Origin of the sequence: Salinarimonas sp., from assembly GCF_046292825.1 — a bacterium.
Lineage (GTDB): Bacteria > Pseudomonadota > Alphaproteobacteria > Rhizobiales > Beijerinckiaceae > Salinarimonas.
In genome coordinates this window covers 15,243-39,571 of record NZ_JBKBQG010000039.1, presented here as the reverse complement: position 1 = coordinate 39,571, position 24,329 = coordinate 15,243, and the positions used below count along the sequence as shown (strand labels likewise).

Genomic DNA, 24,329 nt, shown 5'->3' with positions numbered 1-24,329 from the left:
AGGGATTTGCCGCCCGCCCTCCCTCCCCGGAGGGGAGGGTGGACTTTCGAGGCGACAGCCGAGAAAGGCCGGGTGGGGCCCGTCGCGCGGAGATTTTCCTCCGAACCTCAGGCCCCACCCGACCTCGGTCGCTCCGCTCCCGAGGCCACCCTCCCCTACGGGGAGGGATTGCGCGCGCTCTCGGGGCGAGGCTCGAGCGACATCAGATAGGCCGCGATGGCCTGGCGGTCGGCGTCCGAGAGCTGCGAGGTGTTGTCGACGACGAGCGCCATGTGGCCGCCGATCACGTCGAAATCGGGGGTGAAGCCGGAGGTGAGGACCTCGACGATCTCGGCGCGGGTCCAGCCGCCGATGCCGGTCTCGTGGGGGGTGATGTTGGGCACGAAACCGCGCCCGTCCGGGTTCGGCCCGCCCGCGTAACGCTGCGCCTCGACGATCATGCCGAGCGCGTTGCGGGGCGAGTGGCATTCCGCGCAATGGGCGAGGGCCTGAACGAGATAGGCGCCGGCCGCCAATTCCTCGTCGGCGCCGGGCGGCGGCGTCCACGCCTCGTCGAAGGTCTTCCCGTCGAGGGCGAGCCATTTCCACAGGCCGATTCCGCGGCGGATCGAGAAGGGGAAGGCGAGATCGTGGTCGGGCGCGCGGCCCTCCGCTTCCGGCAGCGTGATCAGATAGGCGTGCAGGTCGCGCGCGTCCTCCGGGCGCATGCGCTGATAGCTCGTATAGGGAAAGGCCGGGTAGTAGTGCCGCCCGTCCGGCGAGACGCCCGCCCGCATCGCGCGCACGAATTGCGCCGTCGTCCAGCCGAAGATCCCGTCGCGCGAGGGCGAGATGTTGGGCGCGACGAAGGTGCCGAACCCGGTCGTCAGCTCCCGCCCGCCGCCTAGAAGGCGCGGATCGTCCTGGTTCGGCGTCGCGTGGCAGGAAGCGCAATTGGCCGCGACGAAGACCCGCTCGCCATTGGCGAGATCGGCCTCGCCGCCCGGCGGGGCTTCGGTCGCGGTGCGCTGCAGCCGCGTGTCGGTGAGGAGGAAGAACGCCGCGACCGCGAGGATCGCGAGCGCGACGAGGACGACGAGCGCCTTCTTCAGAGCCTCCATGGCCGAGCGCCCCGCGCTCAATCCGGCAGGCGGTAGTTCGTGTGGCAGTCGCGACAGGCGGCGGCGGCCGGCTGCATCGCGGCGGCGAAGCTCGGCTCGTCGACGACCGTATCGAGAACGGCGGCGACCTGCATCTCCCAGGCCTCGAACTTGCCCACGAAATCGTCCTTGTTCATCCAGATCGCGGGAGCGGCGCGGGTATTGCCGCCGGTCTCGGTGCCCTCGGGGAAGAGATCGGGCATGCGCTGGGCCGCGTCGATATAGGTCGCGAGCACGGAGCGGGCGGCGTCGAGGTCGAAGTCCCGCTCGCCCCGCACCATCTGCACGCCGGTCCGCGTGGCGCTGCCGACGCCGTCCATGATGTCCTTGCGCTCGGCGATCGGATCGGCCTGCGCGAGCGTGGCGCCGAGGCCGATGGCGGCGAGGGTGAGGGTGAGACGGAGCATGGGGCGTTTTCCTCTGCGCCTTGTGGACTGGGCTGGCAGGATAGCGCGGCCTTGCGCCGCATCCACCCCTCGCGGGCCCCGCGCCGCCGATCACACGCGAACGTGATCCGCCCCCCTGCGGCGCTTGACCCCGGCCCGCTCCTGGCCAAGATGCGCGGGCGAGTACCGAGGAGCCGCGTAGCGAGGAGCGACGACGCGCATGGCCGAAACCTTGTCCCAGAGATCGAGCGCCGCCAACACCAACAACCCGAAACCGGCGCCGCGCGTGGGCTTGTTCGCCACCTGCCTCGTCGATCTGATGCGCCCGTCCGTCGGCTTCGCGGCGGTGAAGCTGCTCGAGGATGCCGGCTGCCGGGTCGAGGTGCCGCCGCAGACCTGCTGCGGCCAGCCCGCCTACAATTCCGGCGACCGCGCCACCACCCGGGCGCTCGCCGAGCAGATGATCGAGGAATTCTCGAGGTTCGACTACGTCGTCGTGCCCTCCGGCTCCTGCGGCGGCATGATCAAGACGCATTATGCCGAGCTGTTCGCCGACGATCCGAACTGGCTGCCGAAGGCGCACGCGCTCGCGGCGAAGACCTACGAGCTCGTCTCCTTCCTCGTCGACGTGCTCGGCGTGACCCGCGTCGCGGCCCGCTTCGAGGGGCAGGTGACCTATCACGACAGCTGCGCGGGCCTGCGCGAGCTCGGCATCCGCAGCCAGCCGCGCCGGCTCCTCGCGAGCGTCGAGGGGCTCGAACTCGTCGAGATGGCCGAGACGGACGTGTGCTGCGGCTTCGGCGGGACGTTCGCGGTGAAATACGGCGAGATCTCCGGGGCGATCGTCGAGAAGAAGGCGCAGAACATCGTCGCCTCCGGCGCGCCGACCCTGCTCGCGGGCGATCTCGGCTGCCTGATGAACATGGCGGGCAAGCTCCAGCGCGACGGCTCGCCCGTGCGCGTGCGCCACGTCGCCGAGGTCCTCGCCGGCATGACCGACACGCCGGCGATCGGCGAGGCCTGAGCCCGGCCCGACCCCGCTCGCCATCCGCCCCCCCTCGTCTTGCGCGCCGGCCCGCGCGTCGCCATCATGACGGAAAGGCGACACGGCGAGCCGGGGAGGGGCGGCGACTGGCATGAGCGAGACCGAGACGGCGGAACGCCGCGGCGGCGGGGGCGAGGTGGTCGCCTTCCCCGCCGCCGACAAGCCGGAGGCGCGGGTGTCCTTCGACAAGGACGAGCTGCGCGAGATCCTCAACGTCTACGGGCGCAAGGTGGCGAGCGGCGAGTGGCGCGACTACGCGATCGACTTCCGCAAGGACAAGGCGGTGTTCGCCATCTTCCGCCGCGCCTCCGAGATGCCCCTCTACCGCATCGAGAAGGACCCCAAGCTCGCCCGCCGCCAGGGGGCCTATTGCGTCGTCGCCGCCTCCGGCCTCGTCATGAAGCGCGGCGAGGTGCTCTCGCGGGTCCTGCGCGTGCTCGAAGGCAAGAAGCTGCGGCTGGTGGATTGATCTCGAGCGCCGGGCCTCAATCCGGCGAGCGCGGCGGCGCCGGTTCGACGGCGCCGGTGGCGGCCGGGGGCGTCTCGATGTCGGTGGCGGCCGTGCCGGGGTCGCCGCCCGTCGCGCCGAAGCCGCCCATCACGAAGGCCAGAGCCGCGAGCGCGACGACGATCGTGAGCACCACCGCAACCATGGTGGCGCGTTTGCGCCCGCCCGTCCTGCCGTCTTCCCGAGCCATCGCATCGCTCCTTCGTCGCCAAAGCGGGCCAACCGGAAGCGTCCGCGGGTGGTTCCGCGCGGGCTCCGCGTCGAGTAGGGTGCCGTTCCCGCTCACCAGAGGTACAAGCGACCGTGCCCGCCCTGACCGCCCTCCCCTCCGAAGACCTCGCCGACCTCGCCGCGCGGCTCCTGACCGAGCTCGCCGCCTTCCGCGGCCGGGGCCTGAAGCTCGACATGACCCGCGGCAAGCCCGCGCCCGAACAGCTCGATCTGTCGAGCGACCTGCTCGCGCTGCCCGGCAATCGCGACGTCACCACCCAGAGCGGCGAGGACGCGCGCAATTACGGCGGCCTCCAAGGCCTGCCCGAGGCGCGGGCGCTGTTCGCCGGGCTTCTCGGCGCGCCGGCCGATCAGGTCGTCGTGGGCGAGAATTCCTCGCTCGCGCTGATGCACGACAGCCTGGTCTGGGCGCTCCTGAAGGGCGTGCCGGGCGGCGCGCGGCCCTGGTCGCAGGAGGGCGAGATCGCCTTCCTCGCGCCGGTGCCGGGCTACGACCGCCATTTCGCCATCTGCGAAGCCTTCGGCGTGAAGCTGATCCCCGTCCCGCTCACGGGCGCGGGGCCGGACATGGACACGGTCGAGCGCCTCGTCGCCGAGCCCAGCGTCAAGGGCATGTGGTGCGTGCCGCGCTATTCGAACCCGACCGGCGAGACCTACGGCGCCGAGACCGTGCGCCGCCTCGCCGCGATGCGCACGGGCGCGCCGGACTTCCGCATCTATTGGGACAACGCCTATGCGGTGCACGACCTCGTCGAGGCGGGCCCGCCGCTCGAGAACCTGCTCGACGCCTGCGCCGCGTCGGGCAATCCGGACCGCGCCTTCGTCTTCGCCTCCACCTCGAAGATCACGCTCGCGGGCGCCGGCCTCGCCTTCTTCGCGAGCTCGCCCGCGAACGTCGCCTGGTTCCTCGCCAATGCCGGCGTGCGCACGATCGGGCCCAACAAGCTGAACCAGCTCGCCCACGTGCGCTTCTTCCGCGACGCGGACGGCATCGCCCGCCACATGGCCGCGCACCGGGCGCTGCTCGCGCCGAAATTCGAGGCGGTCGAGGCGGCGCTCGCCGCGCGCCTCGCCGAGACCGGCGCCGCGACCTGGGCGCGACCCGAGGGCGGCTATTTCGTCTCGGTCGACGTGCGGCCGGGCACCGCCAGGCGCGTCGTCGCGCTCGCCGGCGAGCTCGGCGTCAAGATGACGCCGGCGGGCTCCACCTGGCCGGGCGGCAAGGATCCGGCCGATGCGAACCTGCGCATCGCCCCCTCCTTCCCGAGCCTCGCCGAGGTGAAGGCCGCCGCCGAGGGCATCGCGCTCGCCATCCTCCTCGCCGCGGTCGAGGCGGAGCAGGGCGCGCGCGGGGAGACGACCGCGGGGGCGTGACGAGACCCCGTCGGCGCCCGGTCAGGGCCGGGCGCCGCGGGTCATCAGGGTGTAGACGATCGAATCGTTGAGCGCCTCGAAGGAGGCGTCGATGATGTTCGGCGAGACGCCCACCGTCGTCCAACGCTCGCCGGACGCGTTGCCGGATTCGATCAGCACGCGAGTGACGGCATCCGAGCCGCCCTGGAAGATGCGCACCTTGTAGTCGATCAGCTCCAGATCCTCGATCAGCGCCTGATAGCGGCCGAGATCCTTGCGCAGCGCGACGTCGAGCGCGTTGACCGGGCCGTTGCCCTCGGCCGCCGAGATCAGGACCTCGTCGCCGACCTTCACCTTGACGATCGCCTCCGCCACGGTGACGAGCTGGCCCACCGCGTTCCAGCGCCGCTCGACATTGACCGAGAAGCGCTCGACCTCGAAGAAATCGGGCACCTCGCCGAGCACGCGCTTCACGAGGAGATAGAAGGAGGCGTCGGCGCCCTCGTAGGCATAGCCCTGCGCCTCCTTTTCCTTCAACGCGTCGAGGAGGCGAGACAGGCGCGGGTCGTCGCGGGAGAGCTCGATGCCGAGCCGCTCGAGTTCCGCGCGCAGGTTCGACTTGCCGCCCTGATCCGAGACGAGGACGCGGCGCAGATTGCCGACGCTCTCGGGGGCGACGTGCTCGTAGGTGCGCGGGTCCTTGAGCACGGCGGAGGCGTGGATGCCCGCTTTCGTCGCGAAGGCGCTCGCGCCGACGAAGGGCGCGTGACGGTTCGGCTGGCGGTTCAGGAGCTCGTCGATCGCGCGCGAGACGGGGGTGAGCCGCGCCAGCGCCTCGGGCGCGATGCCCGTCGCGAAGCGCTCCGCATAATGGGGTTTTAGCGCGAGCGTGCCGATGATCGTGACGAGATTGGCATTGCCGCAGCGCTCGCCGAGCCCGTTGAGCGTGCCCTGGATCTGGCGCGCGCCGGCCTCGATGGCAGCCAGCGAATTCGCGACCGCGCAGCCGCAATCGTCGTGCGCATGGATGCCGAGCCGGTCGCCCGGCACGGTCTCGGCGACGCGGGTCACGATCGCGCGGACCTCCTCGGGAAGCGTCCCGCCATTCGTGTCGCAGAGGACCACCCAGCGCGCGCCGGCCTCGTAGGCGGTGCGCGCGCAGGCGAGGGCGTAATCGGGATTGGCCTTGTAGCCGTCGAAGAAATGCTCGCAATCGACCATCACCTCGCGCCCGCGCGCGGCCGCGGCCTCGACGCTCTCGGTGATGGCGGCGAGGTTCTCCTCGAGCGCGATCTCGAGGGCGATCCTCACGTGGTAGTCCCAGGCCTTGGCGACGAAGCAGATCGCGTCGCATTGCGCGTCGAGCAGCGCCGCGATGCCGGGATCGTTCGCCGCCGAGCGGCCGGCGCGCTTCGTCATGCCGAAGGCGGTGAAGCGGGCGTTCTGCGTGCGCTTCTCGCGGAAGAGCTCGGTGTCGAGCGGGTTCGCCCCCGGATAGCCGCCCTCGACGTAATCGACGCCGAGCCGATCGAGCAGGCCCGCGATGGCGATCTTGTCGGCGAGCGAGAAATCGACGCCCGTCGTCTGCGCGCCGTCGCGCAGGGTCGTGTCGAAGAGGTATATGCGCGCGCTCATGAGGGCCTCTGCGCCTGTGCGGGGGCGAGCCTTTTGGTGAGATGGGTGTTGGCGAGCCATTGGCCGGCGATCGTCGTCGTGCTGCGCTGGCGCGGCTCGTAGCCGCGCTTCTGGAAGAGCGGCAGGGCGGTGTCGGACGCGCTCGCCTCGATGATTTCGGTCCCGCGCGCCGCCGCGAGCTTCTCGAGCGCGTCGACGAGCGCCGTCGCGACGCCCTCGCCCGCGTGATCGGGGGAGACGTAGAGCATCGCGATCGTCGCGTTCTTCTCGAGGGCGGCGAACCCCGCGACCTCGCCGTCGCGCAGGGCGACGAGGGTGAGCATGCCGGAGAGCCGCGCCGCGAAGGCCGCCTCGTCGTCGGCGAGCGACGCCCACGCCTCGCATTGCGCCTCGTCGTAATCCTCGATGCCGATGCCGAGGATCGCCTCGCGGTAGATGTCCGCGAGAAGGGGGCCGTCGGCAGGGAGCATGGGGCGCAGCGAGACGGTCATGGCGAATATCCCTCCCCGGAGGGGAGGGTGGCCCCTGAGCGGAGCGAAGGGGTCGGGTGGGGCCCGACGCTTGGAGGAAGACCGCCGTTCTCCTTCCCCTCAGGGGAAGGTGGCTCCGGTCGCGCACAGCGACCGGAGACGGATGGGGTCTTTCGCCGCGACAGCGGCGAAGGGGCGTTGGCGTAGAGCGCGTTCGGCCGTGTCTTCGGCGCGATGCGCCGAGTCGACCCTGCGGGCCGACGGACCCCATCCGTCTCGGGACGCTGTTCGCGTCCCGAGCCACCTTCCCCTGAGGGGAAGGAAAGCGCGGCGCTGCGCCCATCCCTCATCGCGCGACCTCCCAGGTGGTTTCGTCCTTGCCGTCCTTCACGACGACGCCCATCTCGGCCAAGACGTCCCGCAGGCGGTCGCTCTCGGCCCAGTTCTTGGCCGCGCGGGCGGCTTTGCGTTGGGCAAGCAGCGCTTGTACGATGAATAGGTCTACAGGTCGAGCCGCGAATAGATCCAATCCCAGCAGTCTCAGGCAGGCAATCCCAGTTTCTATTGATGCCCGCCTCTGTTCTGGACCTGAGAAGCCTGAATAACCCGGCCCAAAGCCAAAAGTACCAACCTGCTCGTCCTGATCCATCGTCTCGTCAGAAAAGCGGCTAAGATTGAAGAGCTGATGAACACGCGCGATCGCCGCAGGTGTATTTAGATCGTCACAAAGAAGTCGTGCAAATTCATCGTCAACTTCTCCACCGGCGCTGACATCGTTCTCCTTCGCAATCCGTGTCCAGCGATTCAACGTTCGAGCACTTGATTCGAGTGCATCCACTGTCCAATCGATCGGCTGCCGATAATGCGTCTTCAACATCGCGAGACGCAGCACGTCTCCCGGCCAGCGCCGCCCCCCGAACGTCTCGGTCTCCAGCAGATCCGAAATCGTCACGAAATTTCCGAGCGACTTCGACATCTTCTCCCCCTCGACCATCAGAAACCCGTTGTGCATCCAGACATTCGCCATGCGGGGCGTGTTGAGCGCGCAGCAGGTCTGGGCGATCTCGTTCTCGTGGTGGGGGAAGACGAGGTCGATGCCGCCGCCGTGAATGTCGAAGATCTCGCGCGCGCCGGCATCGCACGTCACGCGCGTGTCGAAGGCCGCGATCAGGTGGCGCCAGGCCATGGCCGAGCACTCGATGTGCCAACCCGGGCGGCCGGGGCGCGCAATGCCGCAGGGGGAGGGCCAGCCGGGCTCGCTCTCGGAAGACGGCTTCCAGAGCACGAAATCCATCTCGTCGCGCTTGTAGGAGGCGACGTCGACGCGCGCCCCGGCGATCATCTCGTCGAGCGAGCGGCGCGCGAGCGAGCCGTAGCGCGGCCGGTTCGGAAGGCGCTCCATCGCGGCGACCGAGAACAGGACGTGGTCGTCCGCGACATAGGCGCAGCCGCGCGCGACGAGGCGCTCGATCAGCATGCGCATCTCGTCGAGATGCTGCGTCGCGCGCGGCTCCACGTCCGGCGGCAGGCAGCCGAGCGCGGCGGCGTCCGCCTTGAAGCGCGTCTCGGTCGCCTCGGTGACCTTCCGGATCGCCTCGTTGAGCGGCAGGCCGGGGAAGTCGCGCGCCGCACGCGCGTTGATCTTGTCGTCGACGTCGGTGATGTTGCGCACGTAGGTGACGTGCTCGGCCCCGTAGAGGTGCCGGAGCAGACGGTAGAGCACGTCGAAGACGATCACCGGGCGCGCATTGCCGATATGGGCGAAGTCGTAGACCGTCGGCCCGCAGACATACATCCGCACGTGAGCGGGATCGATCGGACGGAAAGGCTCCTTCGTCCGGCTCAGCGTGTTGTACAGGCTCAGGCTCGTCGCCATCGAAACGGGTCTCCATGCGGCCGCCGCCTGGAGAAATCGCTAGTCGCGCGAGGGGACGAGACGGCTCCAGCCAGCGGGGTCGCGCTAGCTACAAATCTTCGCGGTGAGAATGCGCGCCGTCTGCATGTTTCCTGATTGCCTTTTCGCGCGCGATCCGTCAAGACGCCTCGCCTCGAGCGTGGCCGCGGCGGCCGCTCGTTAAGCCTTCGTTCATCGGGTCGAATCAATTCTCGGCGGTCCCGTCGAGCGAGTGCCGGAAGTTCAGTCATGCGTCGTGCCGTCGCCATCTTCGCCTTCGCCTCGCTCAGCGCGGCGCTCTCGATGTCGTTCCTGATCGCGCCGAGCGGGGGAACGCGGGCGGCCGCGGATGCGACGGGGCTGTTCGTGCTGCCGCCCAACGACGGCTACGGCGTCGCCGATTGCATCGCCAACGGCGACGAATGCGGCGCGGTCGTCGCCCAATCCTGGTGCGCCTCGCACGGCTTCTCCCGCGCCGACCGCTTCGGCCGCGACGCCGACGGCAATTTGTCGATCGCCTGCGGGCGCTGAGCGCTCCTCGGTCGACGGGATGGTGTAATCCCGGGGGATGGTGTCATCCCCGACGCGAGAGGGCGATCCGGGACCCATAACCACGACGGTCGTCCGAGCGCGCATGCCGCGCTCGCTCCGCACCCTTGAAGCGCCAGCGTTGGCGAAACGCAGCCTATAGGCTGCGAATGAGGCGTGGTGATTATGGGTCCCGGATCGCCTTCGGCGTCCGGGATGACAACCGCAGGCAGCATCTCCCGAAAATCGAGCGCCCCGATCAGGAACGTGGGCCGGCGCCGGGCGCCCCGTCCTCGCGGCGGGCCTCGAGCTCGAAGGCGATCTCGACGGCGAAACCGACGGTCGTCTCGTCCGAATAGCTCTGCCCCATCCCGAAGGCCCGGCGGTCCACCGTGACCGTCCCGGCCGCGCGCGCGGTGTCCCCGTCGATCGCGAGCGTGAAGGGCAGGCTCACGGGGACGCTCGCGCCGACGAGGTCGAGCGTACCGCGCGCCTCGTAGCCGCCGCCCTCGGCCGCGACGATCTCGGCGCCGAAGCGGGCCGTCGGATGGGTCTCGACGGCGAAGAATTCGGGACCGCGCGCCTGCGCCGTCACCGAGCCGAGGCTCATCGACTCCACCAGAATCAGGACCTCCACCGCGCCGTGGCGCCCGTCCGCGTCGGCCTCCTCGTCGAACGCGATCTGCGCGCTCCACTCCGCGAAACGGCCCGTGACCGGGTTGCCGAGCGAGCGCACGGTGAAGCCGAGGCTGCCGCTCTCCACCCGCCAGCGCGCCGCGCCCTCGAGCGTGGCCCCGCCCTCCGCGGCGATCGCGGTCGCGGCGACGCTGCGCGGCTCGGCGCCCGGCGCCGTGAGGAGGGCGACGGCGCCGACGAGGGCGTAGATGCCGAATGCCGCCGCGGCGGGCGCGGGCGCATGCCGGCGGCCGGGCGCGGCGGGGACGGGGGCGCGGCGACCAGGCCACATCCGCGCGAGCGTGCCGTCGCGGTCGACGAGATGGTGCTTGAGGGCGCCGGCGACGTGCAGCGCGAGGGTCGCGAGGAGGAGGAAGACGAAGGCCCGGTGGAGCGACGCGGTCGCCTCCGCGAGCGCCGTCGATTGCGGCACGAAGGGCAACGTCTGGCCGAGCGGCCACCAGATCGGCGCGAAACCCGTCGTCGCCGCATGGTGCACCCAGCCGGTGAGCGGCACCGCGACGAGCGCGACGTAGAGGGCCCAGTGCACCCCCTCCGCGAGCGTCGTCTCGAGCCGCCTTTGCGGATGGAGCGGCACGGGTCGCGGTTGCGACAGCGCCCAGGCGATCCGCGCGAGCGCGAGGAAGAAGACGCCGACCCCGAGCGTCTTGTGGATCGAGAACAGGAGCGCCTTCGTCGCGAGGCTGTCGGACGTGTCGTAGGGCCACGCCACCGCGATAAAGCCGAGCGGCACGAGCGTGAGGATCAGGAGCGCCGTGGCCCAATGCAGGGTCTTGGCAACGGATCCGTAGGTGGCGGTCGTGTTCGCGGCGGACATCGCGGGGGCTCCCTATCGTTCCGGTCTCACACATCTCCGCCGATCGGATCCGCGGACGATCTCAGGGGTCTCGAAGAGCTCGACGGTCCTCCCCTCCCCCTTGCGGGGAGGGGCGGGGGTGGGGTCGTCGGGTGACGATCTCTTCGGTGCCCTTCACCCGACGCCCCCCATCCGTCTCCGGACGGCTGACGCCGACCGGAGCCATCCCCGTCCTTACTGCGCGGCCATCGCCTCGATCGAGATCACCACCGCCACCTCGTCGCTGACGAAGGGCGCGAAGGCGCCGACGCCGAAATCGGAGCGCAGCAGCGTCGTCGTGGCGTCGAAGCCGGCCCAGGGCCGGTTCTCGATCGGGTGGTCGCCGCGCTGGTTGAGCTTGGCGTCGAGCACGACCTCGCGAGTGATGCCGTTGAGCGTCAGATCGCCGGTGATCAGCGCGGTGTCCTCGCCCGTGACCTCGATGCCCGTCGAGACGAAGGTGACCATCTCGTCGTCGGCGGCATCGAAGAAATCGGCCGACATGAAATGGGCGAAACGTTCCTCCCAACCGGTCAGCATCGAGCGGACGGGGAAGGAGACCTCGACGCTCGACTGCTCGGGCGCGTCCTCGACGAAGACGATCGTGCCCTCGAAGCCGGAGAACATGCCGTAGGTCGTCGAGAAGCCGAGATGGTCGTAGGAGAACACGATCTGGCTGTGGCTCGCGTCGAGCACGTAGGTCTGCTGCGCGATGGCGGCGGGCGAGGCGAAGAGGGCTGCGGCGAGCGCGGCGGCGGGGAGGAACTTCATGGATCTGGCTCCGAAGAGAGGCGGCCGCGCCGATCGCGACCCGATGCGAGGCGCAACTTAGTGCAGAGCGGACCTGGCAAGAAGGCACATTCTTTTGCTTTGCAGCAGGCATTTCGTTGCGCTCATGCAAGAGACGATATCGCGAGGCTGACGGAGCGTCCGCGCGTGCCGCGGCCTCACGCCACGGGCGCACCCGGCTTTGGCGCGCGCGGCGGAGCATGGCATAGTGCGCGCCGGGCGCGGGCTGCCACGCGGCTTGCCCGATTCGTCCATCTTCTGGCCACGTGCGCCCGCGAGAAGCGCGCGAGGCACCGGCGCGCATCGGGCGCGCCGTGCGGTCACGACGACGGCAGGGCGATGGGACAGGGTACGAGCGACGGGAAGACGATCGGCGGCCTCGCACGGAGCGTGCGCGCGGCTTTGGCCGTGGCGATCGCGGCGGCGGGCCTCGCCTTCGCGCATGGCGAGGCGCGGGCTCAGGCCGATGCGTGCGCGCGCTACCAGGCGGAGCTCGACGCGATCGAGCGCGGCGCGGGACAGGATTTCCGCGAGCTCGCCGAGCGGCAATGGGTCGAGCTCGAGCGCATGCGCGCCTATTTTCGCAGCCTCAATTGCGGCCAGCGCGGCTTTCTCATCTTCGGCGCGCCGTCCAATCCCGAATGCCGCGCGGCCGAGGACCGCATCGCGGCCATGGAGGACAATTACCAGCGGCTCCTGCAGGAGGCCTCGCGCTCGGGCAACGACCGGCGGCAGGCGCTGCTCGCCGCGATCGACCAGGCCTGCAACGTCGCGGCGCAGCCGCGCGGGCTGTTCGACCAGCTCTTCGGCGCGCCGCCGGAGGAGCCGTTCGGCGAGGAGTTCTTCTTCGAGGACGAGCAGGACTTCGCCGGCGGGGGCTCGTTCGCGATCTGCGTGCGCACCTGCGACGGCTTCTTCTTCCCGCTCGGCCAATCGGTGCGCGACGCGAACGCGGCCGCGACCCTCTGCCAGGCGCGCTGCCCGTCCGCCGCGACGACCGTGTTCTTCAAGCGCGAGGGCGCGCCCGTCGAGACGGCGGTCGACGCCTTCGGTCAGAGCTACACGGCGCTCCCCAACGCGCTGCGCTACCGCACGGTGCTCGACCCCTCCTGCTCCTGCCGCGCGGAGGGCCAGAGCTGGGCCGAGGTGCTGCAGGAGGCCGAATCGATGATCGCCCGCTCCGGCGGCGAGCTCGTCACGCCCGAGCGCGCCATCGAGCTGTCGCGGCCGCGCGAGAGCAACGCGGCGCGAGTCGCACGCCCGGCGAGCGGCGGGGCGCAGATCCCGTTCTTCGGCATCGACAACGGCGAGATCCGCGAACTCGACACCGAGTCGGGCCGCCGCCGCGTCCGCGTCGTCGCGCCCGAGCTGATCCCGGTCCCGAACACGATGTGAGGGGCGGGGCGGGCGGCGCTCAGCGCCCGAGGACGAAGAGCGCGAAGATCGCCGCGAAGACCACGATGCCGATCGCGAAGGCAATGACGATCCCCCGCCGCCCGGTATGCCCCGCATCGAGGCGCGGGGACTGGTCGGCGGAGGTGACGCCGCGGGTCGTCTCGGCCATGCGCGCGTCGCGGATGCGGTCGGGCCCGTTCGGCGTGCCCGCCGCCTCGTCGTCGGTGCCGAGCATGGACAGGCCGGGATCGGCGACGGGGTTCTTGTCGCCGGTGCGGCCGGATTCGATGTCGGCTTTCAGCATCGAGACGTTGGGAGCGGCGTCGCTCGCGGGCGCGTGGTCGCCGGTGCGGCGACGCGCGGTCTCGTGGGCGGCCGAATCGACGGACGTGCCCGTGCTCGGCCCCTCTTCCGGTCGGCTCTCGGTCTTGCGCGCCATCGCTGATCGTCCTCCCGCGTCCGCGGATGCGGGGCTCGAGCCGCCCCGTCACCCTCCAACGCGAGGGGCGCGCGAAGCGTTCACCCCAGCCAATCGGGGACGACGTCGCGAGCGATGAGCGCGGACAGGGGCTCGCGCGGGCGCACGAGAGCCGCGCGCGCGCCGCGCACCAGCACCTCCGGCACCAGCGCGCGCGTGTTGTAGGTCGAGGCCTGCACCGCCCCGTAGGCCCCCGCCGTCATCAGAGCGAGGAGGTCGCCCGGCGCGACGGGCGGCAGCGCGCGGTCCAGCGCGAGATAATCCCCCGTCTCGCAGACGGGCCCCACCACGTCGACGATCGTGCGCGGCGCGTCCGCGGCGGGCGCGCGCACGAGCTTGATCTCGTGATGGGCTTCGTAGAGCGTCGGGCGGATCAGATCGTTCATCGCCGCGTCCACGATGACGAAGGTCTTCTTCTCCCCCGCCTTCACGTAGAGCGTGCGGGTGACGAGGATGCCGGCATTGCCGGCGATCATGCGGCCGATCTCGAAGAGAAGCTTGAGCCCGAGATCCTTCGCGTGGCGCTTGACCATCTGCGCGAACACGTCCGGCGCCGGGGGCGGCTCGACGTCCTCGCGATAGGGCACGCCGAGCCCGCCGCCGAAATCCATGTGATGGAGGCGGTGGCCCTGCGCCATCAGATCGCGGGCGAGCTCGGAGAGGAGCGCGACGGCGTTGTCGAAGGGCGCGAGATCGGTGATCTGGCTGCCGATATGCATGTCGACGCCGGTCACCGCGATGCCCGGCAGCGCGGCGGCGCGGGCATAGACCTCGCGGGAGCGGGAGATCGGGATGCCGAACTTGTTGTCGGACTTCCCCGTGGAGATCTTCGCGTGCGTCTTCGCGTCGACGTCCGGGTTGACGCGGATCGAGATGGGCGCCGTGACGCCCATGCCGCTCGCGACGTCCGAGAGCGCCTCGAGCTCGGGCTCGGATTCGACGTTGAAGCACAGGATGCGGGCCTCCAACGCCGCGCGCATCTCCTGCCTCGTCTTGCCGACGCCGGAGAACACGATGCGCTCCCCCGGCACGCCCGCCGCGAGCGCGCGCTCGAGCTCGCCCTGCGAGACGATGTCCATTCCCGCCCCGCGCCGCGCGAGGGTGCGCAGCACCGCCTGGTTGGAATTCGCCTTCATCGCGTAGCAGACGAGCGCGTCCATGTCGGCGAAGGCGCCGGCGAAGACGTCGTAATGGCGCTCGAGCGTCGCGGTCGAATAGCAGTAGAACGGCGTGCCGATCTCCTCGGCGAGCGCCGCGAGATCGACGTCCTCCGCGTGGAGCACGCCGTCGCGATAGGCGAAATGATGCATGGCGGTCGGCTCCGTCGCGGGCTCGGCTTTGCGCGCTCAGAGGAGCGCGTCGAGGAAGAAGGGGCGATCGCGCACGGCCGGGCCGGGGTCGACGGGGCGCTCGGCCGCCGGCAGCGGCGCCATCGTGAGCGGATCCGTCGGAGCCTCGACCGGCGCCGCGGCCGCGCCGGCGGCGGGCGGCGCCTCGAGCGCGCCGCGCCGACCGCAGCCGCCGAGAACGAGCCCCGTCGCCACGAGCACCACACCGATCGTCACCGCACGCGAGACACCCATATCCGCCCTCCGAGAACGGCGCACCTTAAGCACGAAACGGGGGGGAAGGCGAGGGGGCGGTGCGGTGGCGCGGCCGCGAGGGTACGTCTTGCCGGAGGCTGAAGGGTGCGGTAGTTGTTGTCAGAGGAGGCAGTTTCTCACAGGACGGCAACAACGTGTCTTTTTTCAATGAGTTGGAAGGGCGATCGCTGAAGGAGCGTATCGAGCTCGCCCAGCTCTGGGAGGCCTGGATCGCCGCGGAGGATTTGCGGCGGCACAGCTACCTCGGATCGATGCGCTGGGAGCGCCGGGGCGGCTTCGAATACCTCTACCGGTGGATCGGCCGCTCCGGGAAGAGCCTCGGCCCACGCGCGGCCGAGACCGAAGCCATGTACGCGGCCTTCAAGGAGGGCCAAGCGCGCATTCGCACGCGCTTGCGCAGCCTATCCGCCGAGATCGACACCCAGGCGGCGATTCTGCGCGGGTTACGGGCGGGTCGTCTTCCGCAGGTGTCCGGACGCATTCTGCGCGAGTTGCGGATTCACGTCGGGGGAACGACGCCGCGTGTGATCGGCACCAACGCTCTCTTCGCGTTCGAGGCGCTCGCAGGAGGCGCGTTCGAAACCGCCATGACGGCGACCGGTGACATCGACCTCTTGCTCGACGATCGTCACCCGCTGCGACTGCTGACGGAAGAGCGCGAGCGGATCGGCCTCACGCGCCTCATTCAGGCCCGCGTCGACAAGACGTTTCAGCCACGCGGCGCGGGAGATTACCGGCTGACGAACGATGCGGGCTACATGATCGAGTTCGTCAGGCCGACGCCGCGGCCGCTCTATCGCACGATGCCAGGCGCACAGCCATTGGAGCGGGGGGATGTCGAGAGCGCGCCGCTCGAGGGGCTGCAATGGTTGCTGAACGCGCCGTCGATCGAGGTCGTCGTCGTCGACGAGCGGGGCTATCCGGCACCGATGCGATGCCCAGATCCCCGTTACTGGGTCGCTCACAAGTTCTGGGTCGCACAGCGCGAGGACCGGGATCCGGCGAAAGGCATCCGTGACCGTCGGCAGGCCGCGGCACTGGTCGCGGTCATGCGTCGCCACCTCCCCAACTTCCCCTTCGACCGCCGCTTTCGCGAGGGTTTGCCCAAGGCCGTCGGCGACGCGATCGCGGGTTCGCTGCAAGACGAGAGCGACGAGACACACCTCGACGGGCCGCGCTGGTGAAACAGGGACGCTCCCTCACGCGCGCAACGAAAAAAGCGCCCCGGAGGGCGCCTCTCTCGAGCGGGTCCGCCTAGGGGCGGAGGGGCCGGCTCACTTGATCTTGGTTTCCTTGAACTCGACGTGCTTCTTCGCGACGGGGTCGTACTTCTTCAAGGAGAGCTTCTCGGTCATGGTGCGGGTGTTCTTCTTCGTGACGTAGAAGTAGCCCGTATCCGCGGTGGAGAGCAGCTTGATCTTGATCGTGACGGCCTTGGCCATGGTGTCCTCTCGGGTCTCCGCGGCTGCCGGAGACCCCGTGCCAGCCGCCAAAAGGGAAAGGGCCGGGGGTCGCCCGGCCGAAACTCCGCGGCGTTTTGCGCGATCCGCCGCCCGGCGTCAAGTGCCTCGCGGGCGGGTCTGCACGAGGCGGATCGTCACGAGGGCGAGATAGAGGGCGAAGAAGGCCGCGAGCGTCGCGGGAAAACCGTGCGGCGGCAGCGCGTCCATGCCTGCGCCGAGCGTCGGCGGGCCGACGATCATGCCGAGATTGTAGAGGATCACGAAGGCCGCGTTGGCGCTCGCGAGATCGGGCCCGGAGAAGCGGGCGCCGAGATGGGCGAGGCCGACCGTGTAGAGCGCGCCCGCCACCCCGCCCCAGACGAAGAGCAGGATGCCGAGCCACAGGACGCTCTGCGCCGCGAGCGGCATCAGGAGCGCCCCGAGGAGGCCCATCGCGGCGATGCCGAGGAGCAGGATGCGCCGGTCGACGCGGTCCGAATAGGCGCCGATCGGGATCTGGAAGGCGCCGTTGCCGAGCGCGACGAGGCTGACGAGAAAGGCCGCGCTCTCCGCGCCGTAGCCGAGCGAGAGGCCGTAGACCGGCAGCAGGGCGAAACCGCCGCTCTCCACCGCGCCGAACACGAGCGCCGCGAGCGTCGCGATCGGCGCGGCGGCGACGAAGGCGGCGAGGCTGCGCCCCGCGCCGTGTCCGACCGCCGGCGAGAGCCCGCGCGCGAGAAGCAGCGGCAGCGCCGCGCCCAGGACGAGGAGCGCCCCCGCGAGATAGGGCGCGAGCCCGCTCGTGCCGACGAGCGCGAGCACGGCCGGCCCCACCGCGAAGCCCGTCGCCAGCACCGTCGCGTAGATGCCGAGCACGAAGCCGCGCCTCTGCGGGGGCGCGGCGGCGTTGATCCAGAATTCCGACATCACGAACAGGACGCCGATCGAGGCGGAGAAGACGAAGCGCAGCGGGAACCAGGCGTAGAAATCCCGCACCAGCCAGAAGCCGATCAGGCACGAGGCGGCGGAGAGGACGGCGATCCACATCAGCCGGAGCACGCCGATCGCGCGCGCCATGCGCGGCGCGAAGGGCACCACCATCACCGCGGCGAGCCCCGCGACCGCCGTGTTGAGGCCGATCCCGGTGCCCGAGACGCCCATCCGCTCCATCTCGATCGACAGAAGCGGGATCGACAGGCTCAAGCCGATCCCGACCGCCGTGATGGCGCCGATCGCGGCCGCGATCGAGGCGTTGCGGGACCGGCGCGCCTGCGCCGCCTCGGCCGTCACAGAAGCTCCCGGACGAAGGCCCCGTGCCGCTCGTGGTAGAAGGGCACCGGCAGCATCGGATCGAAGCCCGCGGCGAGGCGCGCCTCGAGCTCGTCGAGGACGACCGTGGTGATCGTCGGCAGATCGAGATCGCGCGCGGCGGCGAGCTCCACCCAGACGAGCTCGACGAGCTCGGAGGCGGGGCCGACGACGCCCTCGCGCTCGGCCGCGATGTCCTCCCGGTCGATCGCGAAGAAGCGCGTGTCGAAGCGCTTGGGCCGGCGCGGCGGGGTGATCGCGCGCGCCACGAACTGCACGCGGTCGAGCTCGGGATAGACGCCCGCCGCGACGAAATCCGCCCAGGGCCCCTCGATCTCGATCTCCGGCGCGCCGTAATCGGTCGAGCCGAGCATCAAACCGGTCTCCTCCCAGGTCTCGCGGATGCCCGCGAGCGCGAGCGCCCGCGCGCGGGCCGAGGAGGGGCGCTGCACGCGCTTCGACAGGGCGGCGTCCGTGCGGTCGTCGAGCATGCCGGCGGCGACCATGCGCCGGTCGCTCGGATCGATCCGGCCGCCGGGGAATACGAACTTGCCCGGCATGAATTTGTGGCTCTCGTGGCGTTTGCCCATCAGCACGCGCGGGCGGGCGCCGTCGCGGTCGATGACGATCAGCGTCGCGGCGTCCTTCGGGCGCACGTTGGGCCAGCGCCGCTCGCGCTCGGCCTTGGTGAGGCGCTCCGTCAGCGCCGCCCCGCCCGTGCTACCCGTCTCGTCCATCGTCTCGCTCACGCGCCCCGTCCTCGTCCCGTGCCCCGCCGAAGCCGTGCATGCCCAACGCGTATTGCAGGCCCACGACCGCGCCCTTGATCGGCTGCATCAAGGCGAGCGCGAGGGCGAAGGTCAAGGCCGGCCAGATAGCGAGATGCCACGCGAGCGGCCATTCCCAGGAGAGTTCGCTGACGAGGACGCCGTAGCCGACCACGTGGCCGACGATGAAGATCGTGACGTAGGGCGGCAGGTCGTCGGCGCGGTGGTGGTGGAGCGGCTGTCCGCACGCCTCGCAGGCGTCGCGCACCTTCAGGAAGCGCCCGAAGGCCCTCCCCTCGCCGCAGGCCGGGCAGCGCATCCTGAGCCCGCGCCCGATGCCGCGCGCCCAGCCGACACGGGCAGGGGTCTCGGTCTGCGTCATTCTCGAGGCTCCTCGCTGCGACGGGTCGGCGACGTGCCGACGCCCTCGCCGCTCAACGGGTTCCCCGGGTCCCATGCATAACGGAGCGTCTCGAAGCGCATGGCGCGCGCGTCGACCATGAGGAGGCGGCCGACGAGGCCCTCGCCGAAGCCGACGATCTCGCGGATCGCCTCCAGCGCCGCGAGCGAGCCCATCGTGCCGGCGAGCGCGCCGAGGATGCCGGCGGTGGCGCAGGTCGGCACGGCGCCGGGCGGCGGCGGATCGGGAAAGAGGCAGCGCCAGGTCGGGTTCGGGCGCCCGTCGGCGCCGCGCTCGTGGGCGCGGATCGTGGTGAGGCTGCCGTCGAACTGGCCGAGCGCCGCCGTGACGAGCGGTCGTTCCTCGTAGAAGCAGGCGTCGGAGACGGCGTAGCGCGTCTCGAAATTATCGCTGCCGTCGAGGACGAGGTCGTAGCGGGCGATCAGCGCGCGCGCGTTGTCCGGCGTCAGGCGCAGGCGGTGCGGCTCGACCGCGACATGCGGGTTGAGCCGCCCGATCGCCTCCGCCGCGCTCTCGACCTTCGGGCGGCCGATATCGGGCGTCGCGTGGATGACCTGGCGCTGCAGGTTCGAGAGATCGACGACGTCGTCGTCGACGATGCCGATCGTGCCGATTCCCGCCGCCGCGAGATAGAGCATCGCCGGCGCGCCGAGCCCGCCCGCGCCGATCACCAGCACCCGCGCCGCCTTCAGCTTCGCCTGGCCCGGCCCGCCCACGTCCTGGAGGACGAGGTGGCGGGCGTAGCGGGCGATCTCGTCCTCGTCGAACGGCATCTCTCTCCCTCGGTCGGTCGCATCCACGCCCTCTACTTCCCCTCAGGGGAAGGTGGCTCCGACTCCGAACAGGGGTCGGAGACGAATGGGGTTTTTCGACCCGAAGGGTCGAAGGGGTGTCGGGCTTCTCATAACGTAAGGCGCTCTACGACGACGCCCCTTCGCCGCTGTCGCGGCGAAAAACCCCATCCGACCCGTCGGCTTCGCCGCCGGGCCACCTTCCCCTGAGGGGAAGGAGAGCGGCGGCGGCTCGTCGCGTCGGGACCCCTCACGTCCGGCGCGGGGGCAGGCATGCGGCGGCGAGCGCCTGGAAGGCGCGGGCGCGGTGGGAGAGGCCGGGCCGCTCCGGATGCGCCCAGTCGATGCCGTGCTTCTCCGCCTTCGTGATCTCGCCGAAGGTGCGCGTCTCGCCATCGGGGAGGAAGATCGGGTCGTAGCCGAAACCGGCCGTGCCGCGCGGCGGAAACACCACCTCGCCGTGGACGCGGCCCTCGAACAATTCCTCGTGCCCGTCCGGCCAGGCGATCACGAGCGCGGAGACGAACCAGGCGCGGCGGTCGGTGGCGCCGCGCTTCTCGAGCTCCCGCTCGACGCGCGCCATCGCCGGGCCGAAATCCTTGGCGACCGCCCAATCGGCCGAGAACAGGCCCGGCGCCCCGTCGAGCGCCTGCACGCACAGGCCCGAATCGTCCGCGAGCGCCGGCAGCCCGGTCGCCTTCGCGGCGGCGTGGGCCTTCAGCGCGGCGTTCTCGGAGAACATGTGGCCGGTCTCGTCCGGCACGGCCAGGCCGAGCTCGCCCGCCGAGACGGTCTCGATGCCGAAGGGCGCGAGGAGGTCGCGCATCTCGACGAGCTTGCCGGCATTGTGGGTCGCGACGACGACGCGGCCTTCCAATCTGCGATGGGACATCCGCGCCGTCTCCCTCACGCGATCGCCTGCTTCTGCAAGTCGACGAGCCGCGCCACGCCGACCTTGGCGAGGTGCAGGAGCCCGATCAGCTCCTCTTCCGAGAAGGGCTTGCCCTCCGCCGTGCCCTGCACCTCGACGATGCCGCCCTTGCCGGTGATGACGAAGTTCGCATCGGTCTCGGCCGCCGAATCCTCGGCATAGTCGAGATCGATCACCGGGCGGCCCGCATGGATGCCGCAGGAGACCGCCGCGACGTGGTCGCGGATCGGGTTCACCGAGATGATCGAGCGGCTCATCATCCAGCGGAAGCAATCGTGCAGCGCCACCCAGGCGCCGGTGATCGCCGCGGTGCGGGTGCCGCCGTCGGCCTGGATGACGTCGCAATCGACGACGATCTGGCGCTCGCCGATCGCGTGCAGATCGACCACCGCGCGCAAGGAGCGGCCGATCAGCCGCTGGATCTCCTGCGTGCGCCCGGAGGGCTTGCCGGCATTGACCTCGCGGCGGGTGCGCTCGTGGGTGGCGCGCGGGAGCATCGCGTATTCCGCCGTCACCCAGCCCTTGCCGGTGCCGCGCAGCCAGCCCGGCCCGCGCTCCTCGAGGCTCGCCGCGCAGAGCACCTTCGTCTCGCCGAAGGTCACCATGCAGGAGCCCTCCGCGTAGCGGACGACGCCGCGCTCGAGGGTGACGGGGCGCATCTCGTCGGGGGCGCGCTTGGACGGGCGCATCGGCGTCTCCTTCGTATCGGGCGTCACGGGTCTTAGACCCGATCGACGCCCCCCGGCAAGCGCGACGGCGTCGCGGCGGGCGGCGATCCGCGCTTGCGTCGCGCGGGCGGGGACGTCACATAATCGACATCACGGACCCGTCGCAGGCGAGGACACACGGCAGATGTCGGCCGAGACTTCCCGACCCTCTGGGGCGACGCCCTCGCAGGCCCGCGCCATCGCGGAGCTGAACGAGCGCTCGCGCGAGATCTTCCGCCAGATCGTCGAGAGCTATCTCGGCTCGGGCGAGCCGGTGGGCTCGCGCAACATCGCGCGGCTCCTGCAGACGCCGCTCTCGCCGGCTTCCGTGCGCAACGTGATGGCCGATCTCGAACATGCGGGGCTCGTCTACGCGCCGCACACCTCCGCCGGTCGCCTGCCGACCGAGCTCGGCCTGCGCTTCTTCGTCGACGCCATGCTCGAGATCGGCGAGGTGTCGCGCGAGGAGCGCGAGCGCATCGAGGTGCAGATGCGCGCCGCCGCGACCGGACACAATTTCGAGAGCGCGCTCGCGGAGGCCTCCGCGATGCTGTCGGGCCTCTCGCGCGGGGCGGGCGTCGTCGTCGCGACGAAGCAGGATCCGCGGCTCAAGCATATCGAATTCGTGCGCCTCGACCCCGCCCGCGCCCTCGTCGTGCTCGTCTCGGAGGACGGCTCGGTCGAGAACCGGCTCCTCGACCTCCCCGCCGGATTGCCCGCCTCGGCGCTCGTCGAAGCCGGCAACTTCCTCAACGCGCGCATCCGCGGCAAGACGCTCGCCGAGGCGCGCGAGGAGACGCTCGCGGTGCGCGCGATGATGGAGGCCGAGCTCGACGCGCTCACCGCCCGCCTCGTCGAGGCCGGCGTCGCGCTGCCCTCCGACGGCGGCGAGAGCCGCCAGCTCATCGTGCGCGGGCAGGCGAACCTGCTCGAGGACCTCAAGGCGCTCGAGGATCTCGAGCGCATCCGCCTCCTGTTCCAGGACCTCGAGACCCAGACCGACGTGATCGACCTCCTCGCTCGCGCCGAGGCGGGCGAGGGCGTGCGCATCTTCATCGGCTCGGAGAACAAGCTCTTCTCCCTCTCCGGCTCCTCCCTCGTCGCCGCCCCCTTCCGCGACGGCGCGCAGAAGATCGTCGGCGTGCTCGGCGTCATCGGCCCGACGAGGCTCAACTATTCCCGCATCGTCCCGATGGTGGATTACACCGCGAAGGTGCTGAGCCGGATCTTGGAGGGGGGGCGGTAGGGGTCGCGTGTTGCATACTCAGCCCAATGCGGTTAAAGATCGTGCGCCAAGAACAACCGGGGGCACTGCGAATGGGGGAAGATAAGAGACGCCTGTTGGTAATCGAGCGCTTAGATGAGCGGCATGTTGGATTGACTCCAGCGAGAGCACAAGCTTACTACGAAGCCGCAACCGTCTGCCTTGGAAGGCATCACCAACCTCCTAGCGACGCGCAGGTAAACTCAGACGATGTGGCTTCCGAGTTCACTATATTGTGGACTGCGCCTGACGACAGGACTATAGCCGCTAACGCAAACGAGACAGATGCCACCTGCGACGGAGCATATGCTGTTTGTCTTGCCGCGGTTGAAAATGAAAAAGGTTTAGTTGCGTTCACAAGAGCAAAGAACAAAAGCGGCGCAGACTACTATCTAGTTCCAGCAGGTGCAGATTTTGATCTCGAAACCGCTATCAGGCTTGAGGTTTCCGGTGTCGACCGCGGCGATGTGGCTACGATACAGCGGAGATTGGATGTTAAGAAAAAACAAGCGGAGAACGGCGAGAGCGACACTCCCGCCATAGCTGCTGTTTTCGGTTTTCGGGAACTACTCGTACTAATAGGGACGATACCCCGATGAACTGGCTTGCTTTCCACACACAAGCGGAAGCGGAGGCCGACTTGGCTGAGCAGGCCTCGCGGCAGCTCGATTTTTCAAAGGCAAAAAAACTCTACCGGTCTGCGGCAGAGCTTGAAGAGCGTGCATATAGAGCGGTCGAGCAAGGGAAACCCCGAACCTCGAGCATTTTGGGGTTGAGCGCTGTTGCTTTGTACTTCAGGGCGGAAGAAGCAGTTGAACTTGAGCGCCTGGGACTTGAACTCTTGACTAGAGGTGACATCCTTCAGTTCGCAACCTTACAAACGAAAGAAATGCTGCAGAAAACATGGTCAATGCAGCAAGTCAATAACGCAGGAATTCACTTGCTACCCGGGCAGCTCACCGTATCCATTGAAGGTGGAAACGTGTCTATTGGAGCTGCCCCACTAGATCTAGTCTTAGATAAAATCCAAACAATCAAATCAATGTTGTTCAGAACCATCGAAATGCTACAGAAAAAGCCACTTCGCAGGCGAGGGCTGCCTTCACGCGAGTTGCAGGACGCGTTCCGTCCTTGGCTCTTCCAAGCACCGCCGGGCAGCTATAGGTTTTCTATCGGAATCGAAAAGCCTGCGCAGATGGATCTATTCCCACTACCTGTAGATCCGGAAACAGTCGCAATGCGGTTTTTCGAAGTCGTCGAGTCGACATTCTCGGAGGACGAAAGTAGAATTGCGCAAAGTATCCCGGAGGAAGAATACAGGATGGCATTTCTGAAGATGGCGAGAAACCTTACCCCGACTGGGAGCCAATTTGAGAGCCTGTCACTGCAAACAGACAGCATGGCTTCACCTGTAGTCATTACCGCGCCGAAGAGAGCCACGCTGACCCGGAAACTGGAAAAGTCTAGACAATCCGAGATCAGTGACACTGGACCACAACACGCCTTGCTCAAGGGCGTTCTCCGCGCACTAGAGCTTGATAAGGATTGGGTTAAGGTCGCTGTGGACGGTGAAGAACATCTCATTTTTGGTGTATCCGAGCAACTCGATGACGTGATCGGAAATATGGTTAACAAGCCTGTAATCGCAAAGGTGTCGCAACACAGGGGAAAAATGCGCCTCGTCGACATCGACCTTGCAGAGTGACGCCCCC

General features: G+C 69.3%; 27 protein-coding genes. 9 read left to right on the top strand and 18 right to left on the bottom strand.

Annotated features, from left to right (window positions below; translation table 11 throughout):
• Positions 1–155 precede the first annotated feature (155 nt).
• Positions 156–1,100: a cytochrome c gene (locus ACK4UM_RS16430; protein WP_409801120.1), complete on the bottom strand. Its 945-nt coding sequence runs from the start codon at positions 1,098–1,100 to the stop codon at positions 156–158.
• A gap of 17 nt (positions 1,101–1,117) precedes the next feature.
• Positions 1,118–1,546 (bottom strand): c-type cytochrome, encoded by a 429-nt coding sequence (locus ACK4UM_RS16425; protein ID WP_409801118.1) that lies wholly within the window; start codon positions 1,544–1,546, stop codon positions 1,118–1,120.
• 199 nt (positions 1,547–1,745) lie between these two features.
• Between ACK4UM_RS16425 and ACK4UM_RS16420 the strand changes: the two genes are divergently transcribed.
• Both ACK4UM_RS16420 and ACK4UM_RS16415 read left to right on the top strand, forming a co-directional pair.
• Positions 1,746–2,549 (top strand): (Fe-S)-binding protein, encoded by an 804-nt coding sequence (locus tag ACK4UM_RS16420; protein WP_409801116.1) that lies wholly within the window; start codon positions 1,746–1,748, stop codon positions 2,547–2,549.
• Between the two features lie 112 nt (positions 2,550–2,661).
• The gene (locus ACK4UM_RS16415) at positions 2,662–3,039 is read left to right on the top strand and encodes a DUF2794 domain-containing protein (protein WP_409801114.1); all 378 of its coding nucleotides are present in this window, start codon (positions 2,662–2,664) and stop codon (positions 3,037–3,039) included.
• A gap of 16 nt (positions 3,040–3,055) precedes the next feature.
• On the opposite strand, the gene ACK4UM_RS16410 is transcribed toward ACK4UM_RS16415, so the two are convergent.
• Positions 3,056–3,268, bottom strand: coding sequence for a hypothetical protein (locus tag ACK4UM_RS16410; protein ID WP_409801112.1), 213 nt, complete (start codon positions 3,266–3,268; stop codon positions 3,056–3,058).
• 113 nt (positions 3,269–3,381) lie between these two features.
• On the opposite strand from ACK4UM_RS16410, the gene ACK4UM_RS16405 reads away from it, so the two are divergent.
• Positions 3,382–4,683 carry an aminotransferase class I/II-fold pyridoxal phosphate-dependent enzyme gene (locus ACK4UM_RS16405; protein WP_409801110.1) on the top strand — a complete coding sequence of 434 codons (1,302 nt, stop codon included), beginning with the start codon at positions 3,382–3,384 and terminating at the stop codon, positions 4,681–4,683.
• A 21-nt stretch (positions 4,684–4,704) separates the two neighbouring features.
• Here ACK4UM_RS16405 and cimA read toward each other — a convergent pair whose 3' ends face one another.
• The 3 genes from cimA to cysS all read right to left on the bottom strand — a co-directional run bounded on the left by cimA (position 4,705) and on the right by cysS (position 8,643).
• Positions 4,705–6,297: a citramalate synthase gene (gene cimA, locus ACK4UM_RS16400; protein WP_409801108.1), complete on the bottom strand. Its 1,593-nt coding sequence runs from the start codon at positions 6,295–6,297 to the stop codon at positions 4,705–4,707.
• On the bottom strand, positions 6,294–6,788 hold the full coding sequence (locus ACK4UM_RS16395; protein ID WP_409801106.1) for an N-acetyltransferase family protein: 495 nt from the start codon (positions 6,786–6,788) through the stop codon (positions 6,294–6,296). Before ACK4UM_RS16395 ends, cimA begins: the two co-directional genes overlap by 4 nt.
• A 325-nt stretch (positions 6,789–7,113) precedes the next feature.
• The gene (cysS, locus tag ACK4UM_RS16390; protein ID WP_409801104.1) at positions 7,114–8,643 is read right to left on the bottom strand and encodes a cysteine--tRNA ligase; all 1,530 of its coding nucleotides are present in this window, start codon (positions 8,641–8,643) and stop codon (positions 7,114–7,116) included.
• Positions 8,644–8,910: 267 nt separating this feature from the next.
• Between cysS and ACK4UM_RS16385 the strand changes: the two genes are divergently transcribed.
• Positions 8,911–9,192: a hypothetical protein gene (locus ACK4UM_RS16385; RefSeq protein ID WP_409801102.1), complete on the top strand. Its 282-nt coding sequence runs from the start codon at positions 8,911–8,913 to the stop codon at positions 9,190–9,192.
• A gap of 256 nt (positions 9,193–9,448) precedes the next feature.
• Here the strand turns inward: ACK4UM_RS16385 and ACK4UM_RS16380 are convergent, their stop codons facing one another.
• Together ACK4UM_RS16380 and ACK4UM_RS16375 are read right to left on the bottom strand one after the other, a co-directional pair.
• Positions 9,449–10,702 (bottom strand): cytochrome b/b6 domain-containing protein, encoded by a 1,254-nt coding sequence (locus ACK4UM_RS16380; protein WP_409801100.1) that lies wholly within the window; start codon positions 10,700–10,702, stop codon positions 9,449–9,451.
• Positions 10,703–10,915: 213 nt separating this feature from the next.
• Positions 10,916–11,491, bottom strand: a complete 576-nt coding sequence (locus ACK4UM_RS16375; RefSeq protein ID WP_409801098.1) for a YceI family protein — start codon at positions 11,489–11,491, stop codon at positions 10,916–10,918.
• A gap of 357 nt (positions 11,492–11,848) precedes the next feature.
• On the opposite strand from ACK4UM_RS16375, the gene ACK4UM_RS16370 reads away from it, so the two are divergent.
• Positions 11,849–12,904, top strand: coding sequence for a DUF2865 domain-containing protein (locus ACK4UM_RS16370; RefSeq protein WP_409801096.1), 1,056 nt, complete (start codon positions 11,849–11,851; stop codon positions 12,902–12,904).
• Between the two features lie 19 nt (positions 12,905–12,923).
• Here ACK4UM_RS16370 and ACK4UM_RS16365 read toward each other — a convergent pair whose 3' ends face one another.
• The 3 genes from ACK4UM_RS16365 to lptM form a co-directional block, all read right to left on the bottom strand.
• On the bottom strand, positions 12,924–13,343 hold the full coding sequence (locus ACK4UM_RS16365; protein ID WP_409801095.1) for a hypothetical protein: 420 nt from the start codon (positions 13,341–13,343) through the stop codon (positions 12,924–12,926).
• 80 nt (positions 13,344–13,423) lie between these two features.
• Positions 13,424–14,692: a diaminopimelate decarboxylase gene (lysA, locus tag ACK4UM_RS16360; protein WP_409801093.1), complete on the bottom strand. Its 1,269-nt coding sequence runs from the start codon at positions 14,690–14,692 to the stop codon at positions 13,424–13,426.
• Positions 14,693–14,728: 36 nt separating this feature from the next.
• Complete coding sequence (lptM, locus tag ACK4UM_RS16355) at positions 14,729–14,965, bottom strand: LPS translocon maturation chaperone LptM (RefSeq protein ID WP_409801091.1); 237 nt, start codon at positions 14,963–14,965, stop codon at positions 14,729–14,731.
• 155 nt (positions 14,966–15,120) lie between these two features.
• On the opposite strand from lptM, the gene ACK4UM_RS16350 reads away from it, so the two are divergent.
• Positions 15,121–16,170, top strand: coding sequence for a GSU2403 family nucleotidyltransferase fold protein (locus tag ACK4UM_RS16350; RefSeq protein WP_409801089.1), 1,050 nt, complete (start codon positions 15,121–15,123; stop codon positions 16,168–16,170).
• 90 nt (positions 16,171–16,260) lie between these two features.
• Here ACK4UM_RS16350 and rpmG read toward each other — a convergent pair whose 3' ends face one another.
• The 7 genes from rpmG to rph all read right to left on the bottom strand — a co-directional run bounded on the left by rpmG (position 16,261) and on the right by rph (position 21,335).
• On the bottom strand, positions 16,261–16,428 hold the full coding sequence (rpmG, locus tag ACK4UM_RS16345) for a 50S ribosomal protein L33 (RefSeq protein ID WP_409801087.1): 168 nt from the start codon (positions 16,426–16,428) through the stop codon (positions 16,261–16,263).
• A 117-nt stretch (positions 16,429–16,545) separates the two neighbouring features.
• The gene (locus ACK4UM_RS16340) at positions 16,546–17,718 is read right to left on the bottom strand and encodes an MFS transporter (RefSeq protein WP_409801085.1); all 1,173 of its coding nucleotides are present in this window, start codon (positions 17,716–17,718) and stop codon (positions 16,546–16,548) included.
• Positions 17,715–18,473 (bottom strand): NUDIX hydrolase, encoded by a 759-nt coding sequence (locus tag ACK4UM_RS16335; RefSeq protein WP_409801122.1) that lies wholly within the window; start codon positions 18,471–18,473, stop codon positions 17,715–17,717. Before ACK4UM_RS16335 ends, ACK4UM_RS16340 begins: the two co-directional genes overlap by 4 nt.
• Complete coding sequence (locus ACK4UM_RS16330) at positions 18,457–18,885, bottom strand: DUF983 domain-containing protein (RefSeq protein WP_409801083.1); 429 nt, start codon at positions 18,883–18,885, stop codon at positions 18,457–18,459. The genes ACK4UM_RS16335 and ACK4UM_RS16330 overlap by 17 nt, the downstream gene beginning before the upstream one ends.
• Positions 18,882–19,697, bottom strand: a complete 816-nt coding sequence (locus ACK4UM_RS16325; protein WP_409801081.1) for a HesA/MoeB/ThiF family protein — start codon at positions 19,695–19,697, stop codon at positions 18,882–18,884. Before ACK4UM_RS16325 ends, ACK4UM_RS16330 begins: the two co-directional genes overlap by 4 nt.
• 268 nt (positions 19,698–19,965) lie before the next feature.
• Positions 19,966–20,607: an RdgB/HAM1 family non-canonical purine NTP pyrophosphatase gene (gene rdgB, locus ACK4UM_RS16320; protein WP_409801080.1), complete on the bottom strand. Its 642-nt coding sequence runs from the start codon at positions 20,605–20,607 to the stop codon at positions 19,966–19,968.
• A 14-nt stretch (positions 20,608–20,621) separates the two neighbouring features.
• On the bottom strand, positions 20,622–21,335 hold the full coding sequence (gene rph, locus ACK4UM_RS16315; RefSeq protein WP_409801078.1) for a ribonuclease PH: 714 nt from the start codon (positions 21,333–21,335) through the stop codon (positions 20,622–20,624).
• A 163-nt stretch (positions 21,336–21,498) separates the two neighbouring features.
• Here rph and hrcA point away from each other — a divergent pair, with 163 nt between their 5' ends.
• From hrcA to ACK4UM_RS16300, 3 genes are all read left to right on the top strand, one after another.
• The gene (hrcA, locus tag ACK4UM_RS16310) at positions 21,499–22,599 is read left to right on the top strand and encodes a heat-inducible transcriptional repressor HrcA (protein WP_409801076.1); all 1,101 of its coding nucleotides are present in this window, start codon (positions 21,499–21,501) and stop codon (positions 22,597–22,599) included.
• A 95-nt stretch (positions 22,600–22,694) separates the two neighbouring features.
• Positions 22,695–23,216 carry a hypothetical protein gene (locus ACK4UM_RS16305; RefSeq protein ID WP_409801074.1) on the top strand — a complete coding sequence of 174 codons (522 nt, stop codon included), beginning with the start codon at positions 22,695–22,697 and terminating at the stop codon, positions 23,214–23,216.
• On the top strand, positions 23,213–24,322 hold the full coding sequence (locus tag ACK4UM_RS16300) for a hypothetical protein (protein ID WP_409801073.1): 1,110 nt from the start codon (positions 23,213–23,215) through the stop codon (positions 24,320–24,322). Before ACK4UM_RS16305 ends, ACK4UM_RS16300 begins: the two co-directional genes overlap by 4 nt.
• The last annotated feature ends 7 nt before the right edge of the window (positions 24,323–24,329 follow it).

Excerpts from the sequence above, each read along its gene's own strand:
- ACK4UM_RS16430 (WP_409801120.1), bottom strand. The coding sequence starts at position 1,100 with ATGGAGGCTCTGAAGAAGGCGCTCGTCGTCCTCGTCGCGCTCGCGATC.
- ACK4UM_RS16425 (WP_409801118.1), bottom strand. The coding sequence starts at position 1,546 with ATGCTCCGTCTCACCCTCACCCTCGCCGCCATCGGCCTCGGCGCCACG.
- ACK4UM_RS16420 (WP_409801116.1), top strand. The coding sequence starts at position 1,746 with ATGGCCGAAACCTTGTCCCAGAGATCGAGCGCCGCCAACACCAACAAC.
- ACK4UM_RS16415 (WP_409801114.1), top strand. The coding sequence starts at position 2,662 with ATGAGCGAGACCGAGACGGCGGAACGCCGCGGCGGCGGGGGCGAGGTG.
- ACK4UM_RS16410 (WP_409801112.1), bottom strand. The coding sequence starts at position 3,268 with ATGGCTCGGGAAGACGGCAGGACGGGCGGGCGCAAACGCGCCACCATG.
- cimA (WP_409801108.1), bottom strand. The coding sequence starts at position 6,297 with ATGAGCGCGCGCATATACCTCTTCGACACGACCCTGCGCGACGGCGCG.
- ACK4UM_RS16395 (WP_409801106.1), bottom strand. The coding sequence starts at position 6,788 with ATGACCGTCTCGCTGCGCCCCATGCTCCCTGCCGACGGCCCCCTTCTC.
- cysS (WP_409801104.1), bottom strand. The coding sequence starts at position 8,643 with ATGGCGACGAGCCTGAGCCTGTACAACACGCTGAGCCGGACGAAGGAG.
- ACK4UM_RS16385 (WP_409801102.1), top strand. The coding sequence starts at position 8,911 with ATGCGTCGTGCCGTCGCCATCTTCGCCTTCGCCTCGCTCAGCGCGGCG.
- ACK4UM_RS16380 (WP_409801100.1), bottom strand. The coding sequence starts at position 10,702 with ATGTCCGCCGCGAACACGACCGCCACCTACGGATCCGTTGCCAAGACC.
- ACK4UM_RS16375 (WP_409801098.1), bottom strand. The coding sequence starts at position 11,491 with ATGAAGTTCCTCCCCGCCGCCGCGCTCGCCGCAGCCCTCTTCGCCTCG.
- ACK4UM_RS16370 (WP_409801096.1), top strand. The coding sequence starts at position 11,849 with ATGGGACAGGGTACGAGCGACGGGAAGACGATCGGCGGCCTCGCACGG.
- ACK4UM_RS16365 (WP_409801095.1), bottom strand. The coding sequence starts at position 13,343 with ATGGCGCGCAAGACCGAGAGCCGACCGGAAGAGGGGCCGAGCACGGGC.
- lysA (WP_409801093.1), bottom strand. The coding sequence starts at position 14,692 with ATGCATCATTTCGCCTATCGCGACGGCGTGCTCCACGCGGAGGACGTC.
- lptM (WP_409801091.1), bottom strand. The coding sequence starts at position 14,965 with ATGGGTGTCTCGCGTGCGGTGACGATCGGTGTGGTGCTCGTGGCGACG.
- rpmG (WP_409801087.1), bottom strand. The coding sequence starts at position 16,428 with ATGGCCAAGGCCGTCACGATCAAGATCAAGCTGCTCTCCACCGCGGAT.
- ACK4UM_RS16335 (WP_409801122.1), bottom strand. The coding sequence starts at position 18,473 with ATGGACGAGACGGGTAGCACGGGCGGGGCGGCGCTGACGGAGCGCCTC.
- ACK4UM_RS16330 (WP_409801083.1), bottom strand. The coding sequence starts at position 18,885 with ATGACGCAGACCGAGACCCCTGCCCGTGTCGGCTGGGCGCGCGGCATC.
- ACK4UM_RS16325 (WP_409801081.1), bottom strand. The coding sequence starts at position 19,697 with ATGCCGTTCGACGAGGACGAGATCGCCCGCTACGCCCGCCACCTCGTC.
- rdgB (WP_409801080.1), bottom strand. The coding sequence starts at position 20,607 with ATGTCCCATCGCAGATTGGAAGGCCGCGTCGTCGTCGCGACCCACAAT.
- rph (WP_409801078.1), bottom strand. The coding sequence starts at position 21,335 with ATGCGCCCGTCCAAGCGCGCCCCCGACGAGATGCGCCCCGTCACCCTC.
- hrcA (WP_409801076.1), top strand. The coding sequence starts at position 21,499 with ATGTCGGCCGAGACTTCCCGACCCTCTGGGGCGACGCCCTCGCAGGCC.
- ACK4UM_RS16300 (WP_409801073.1), top strand. The coding sequence starts at position 23,213 with ATGAACTGGCTTGCTTTCCACACACAAGCGGAAGCGGAGGCCGACTTG.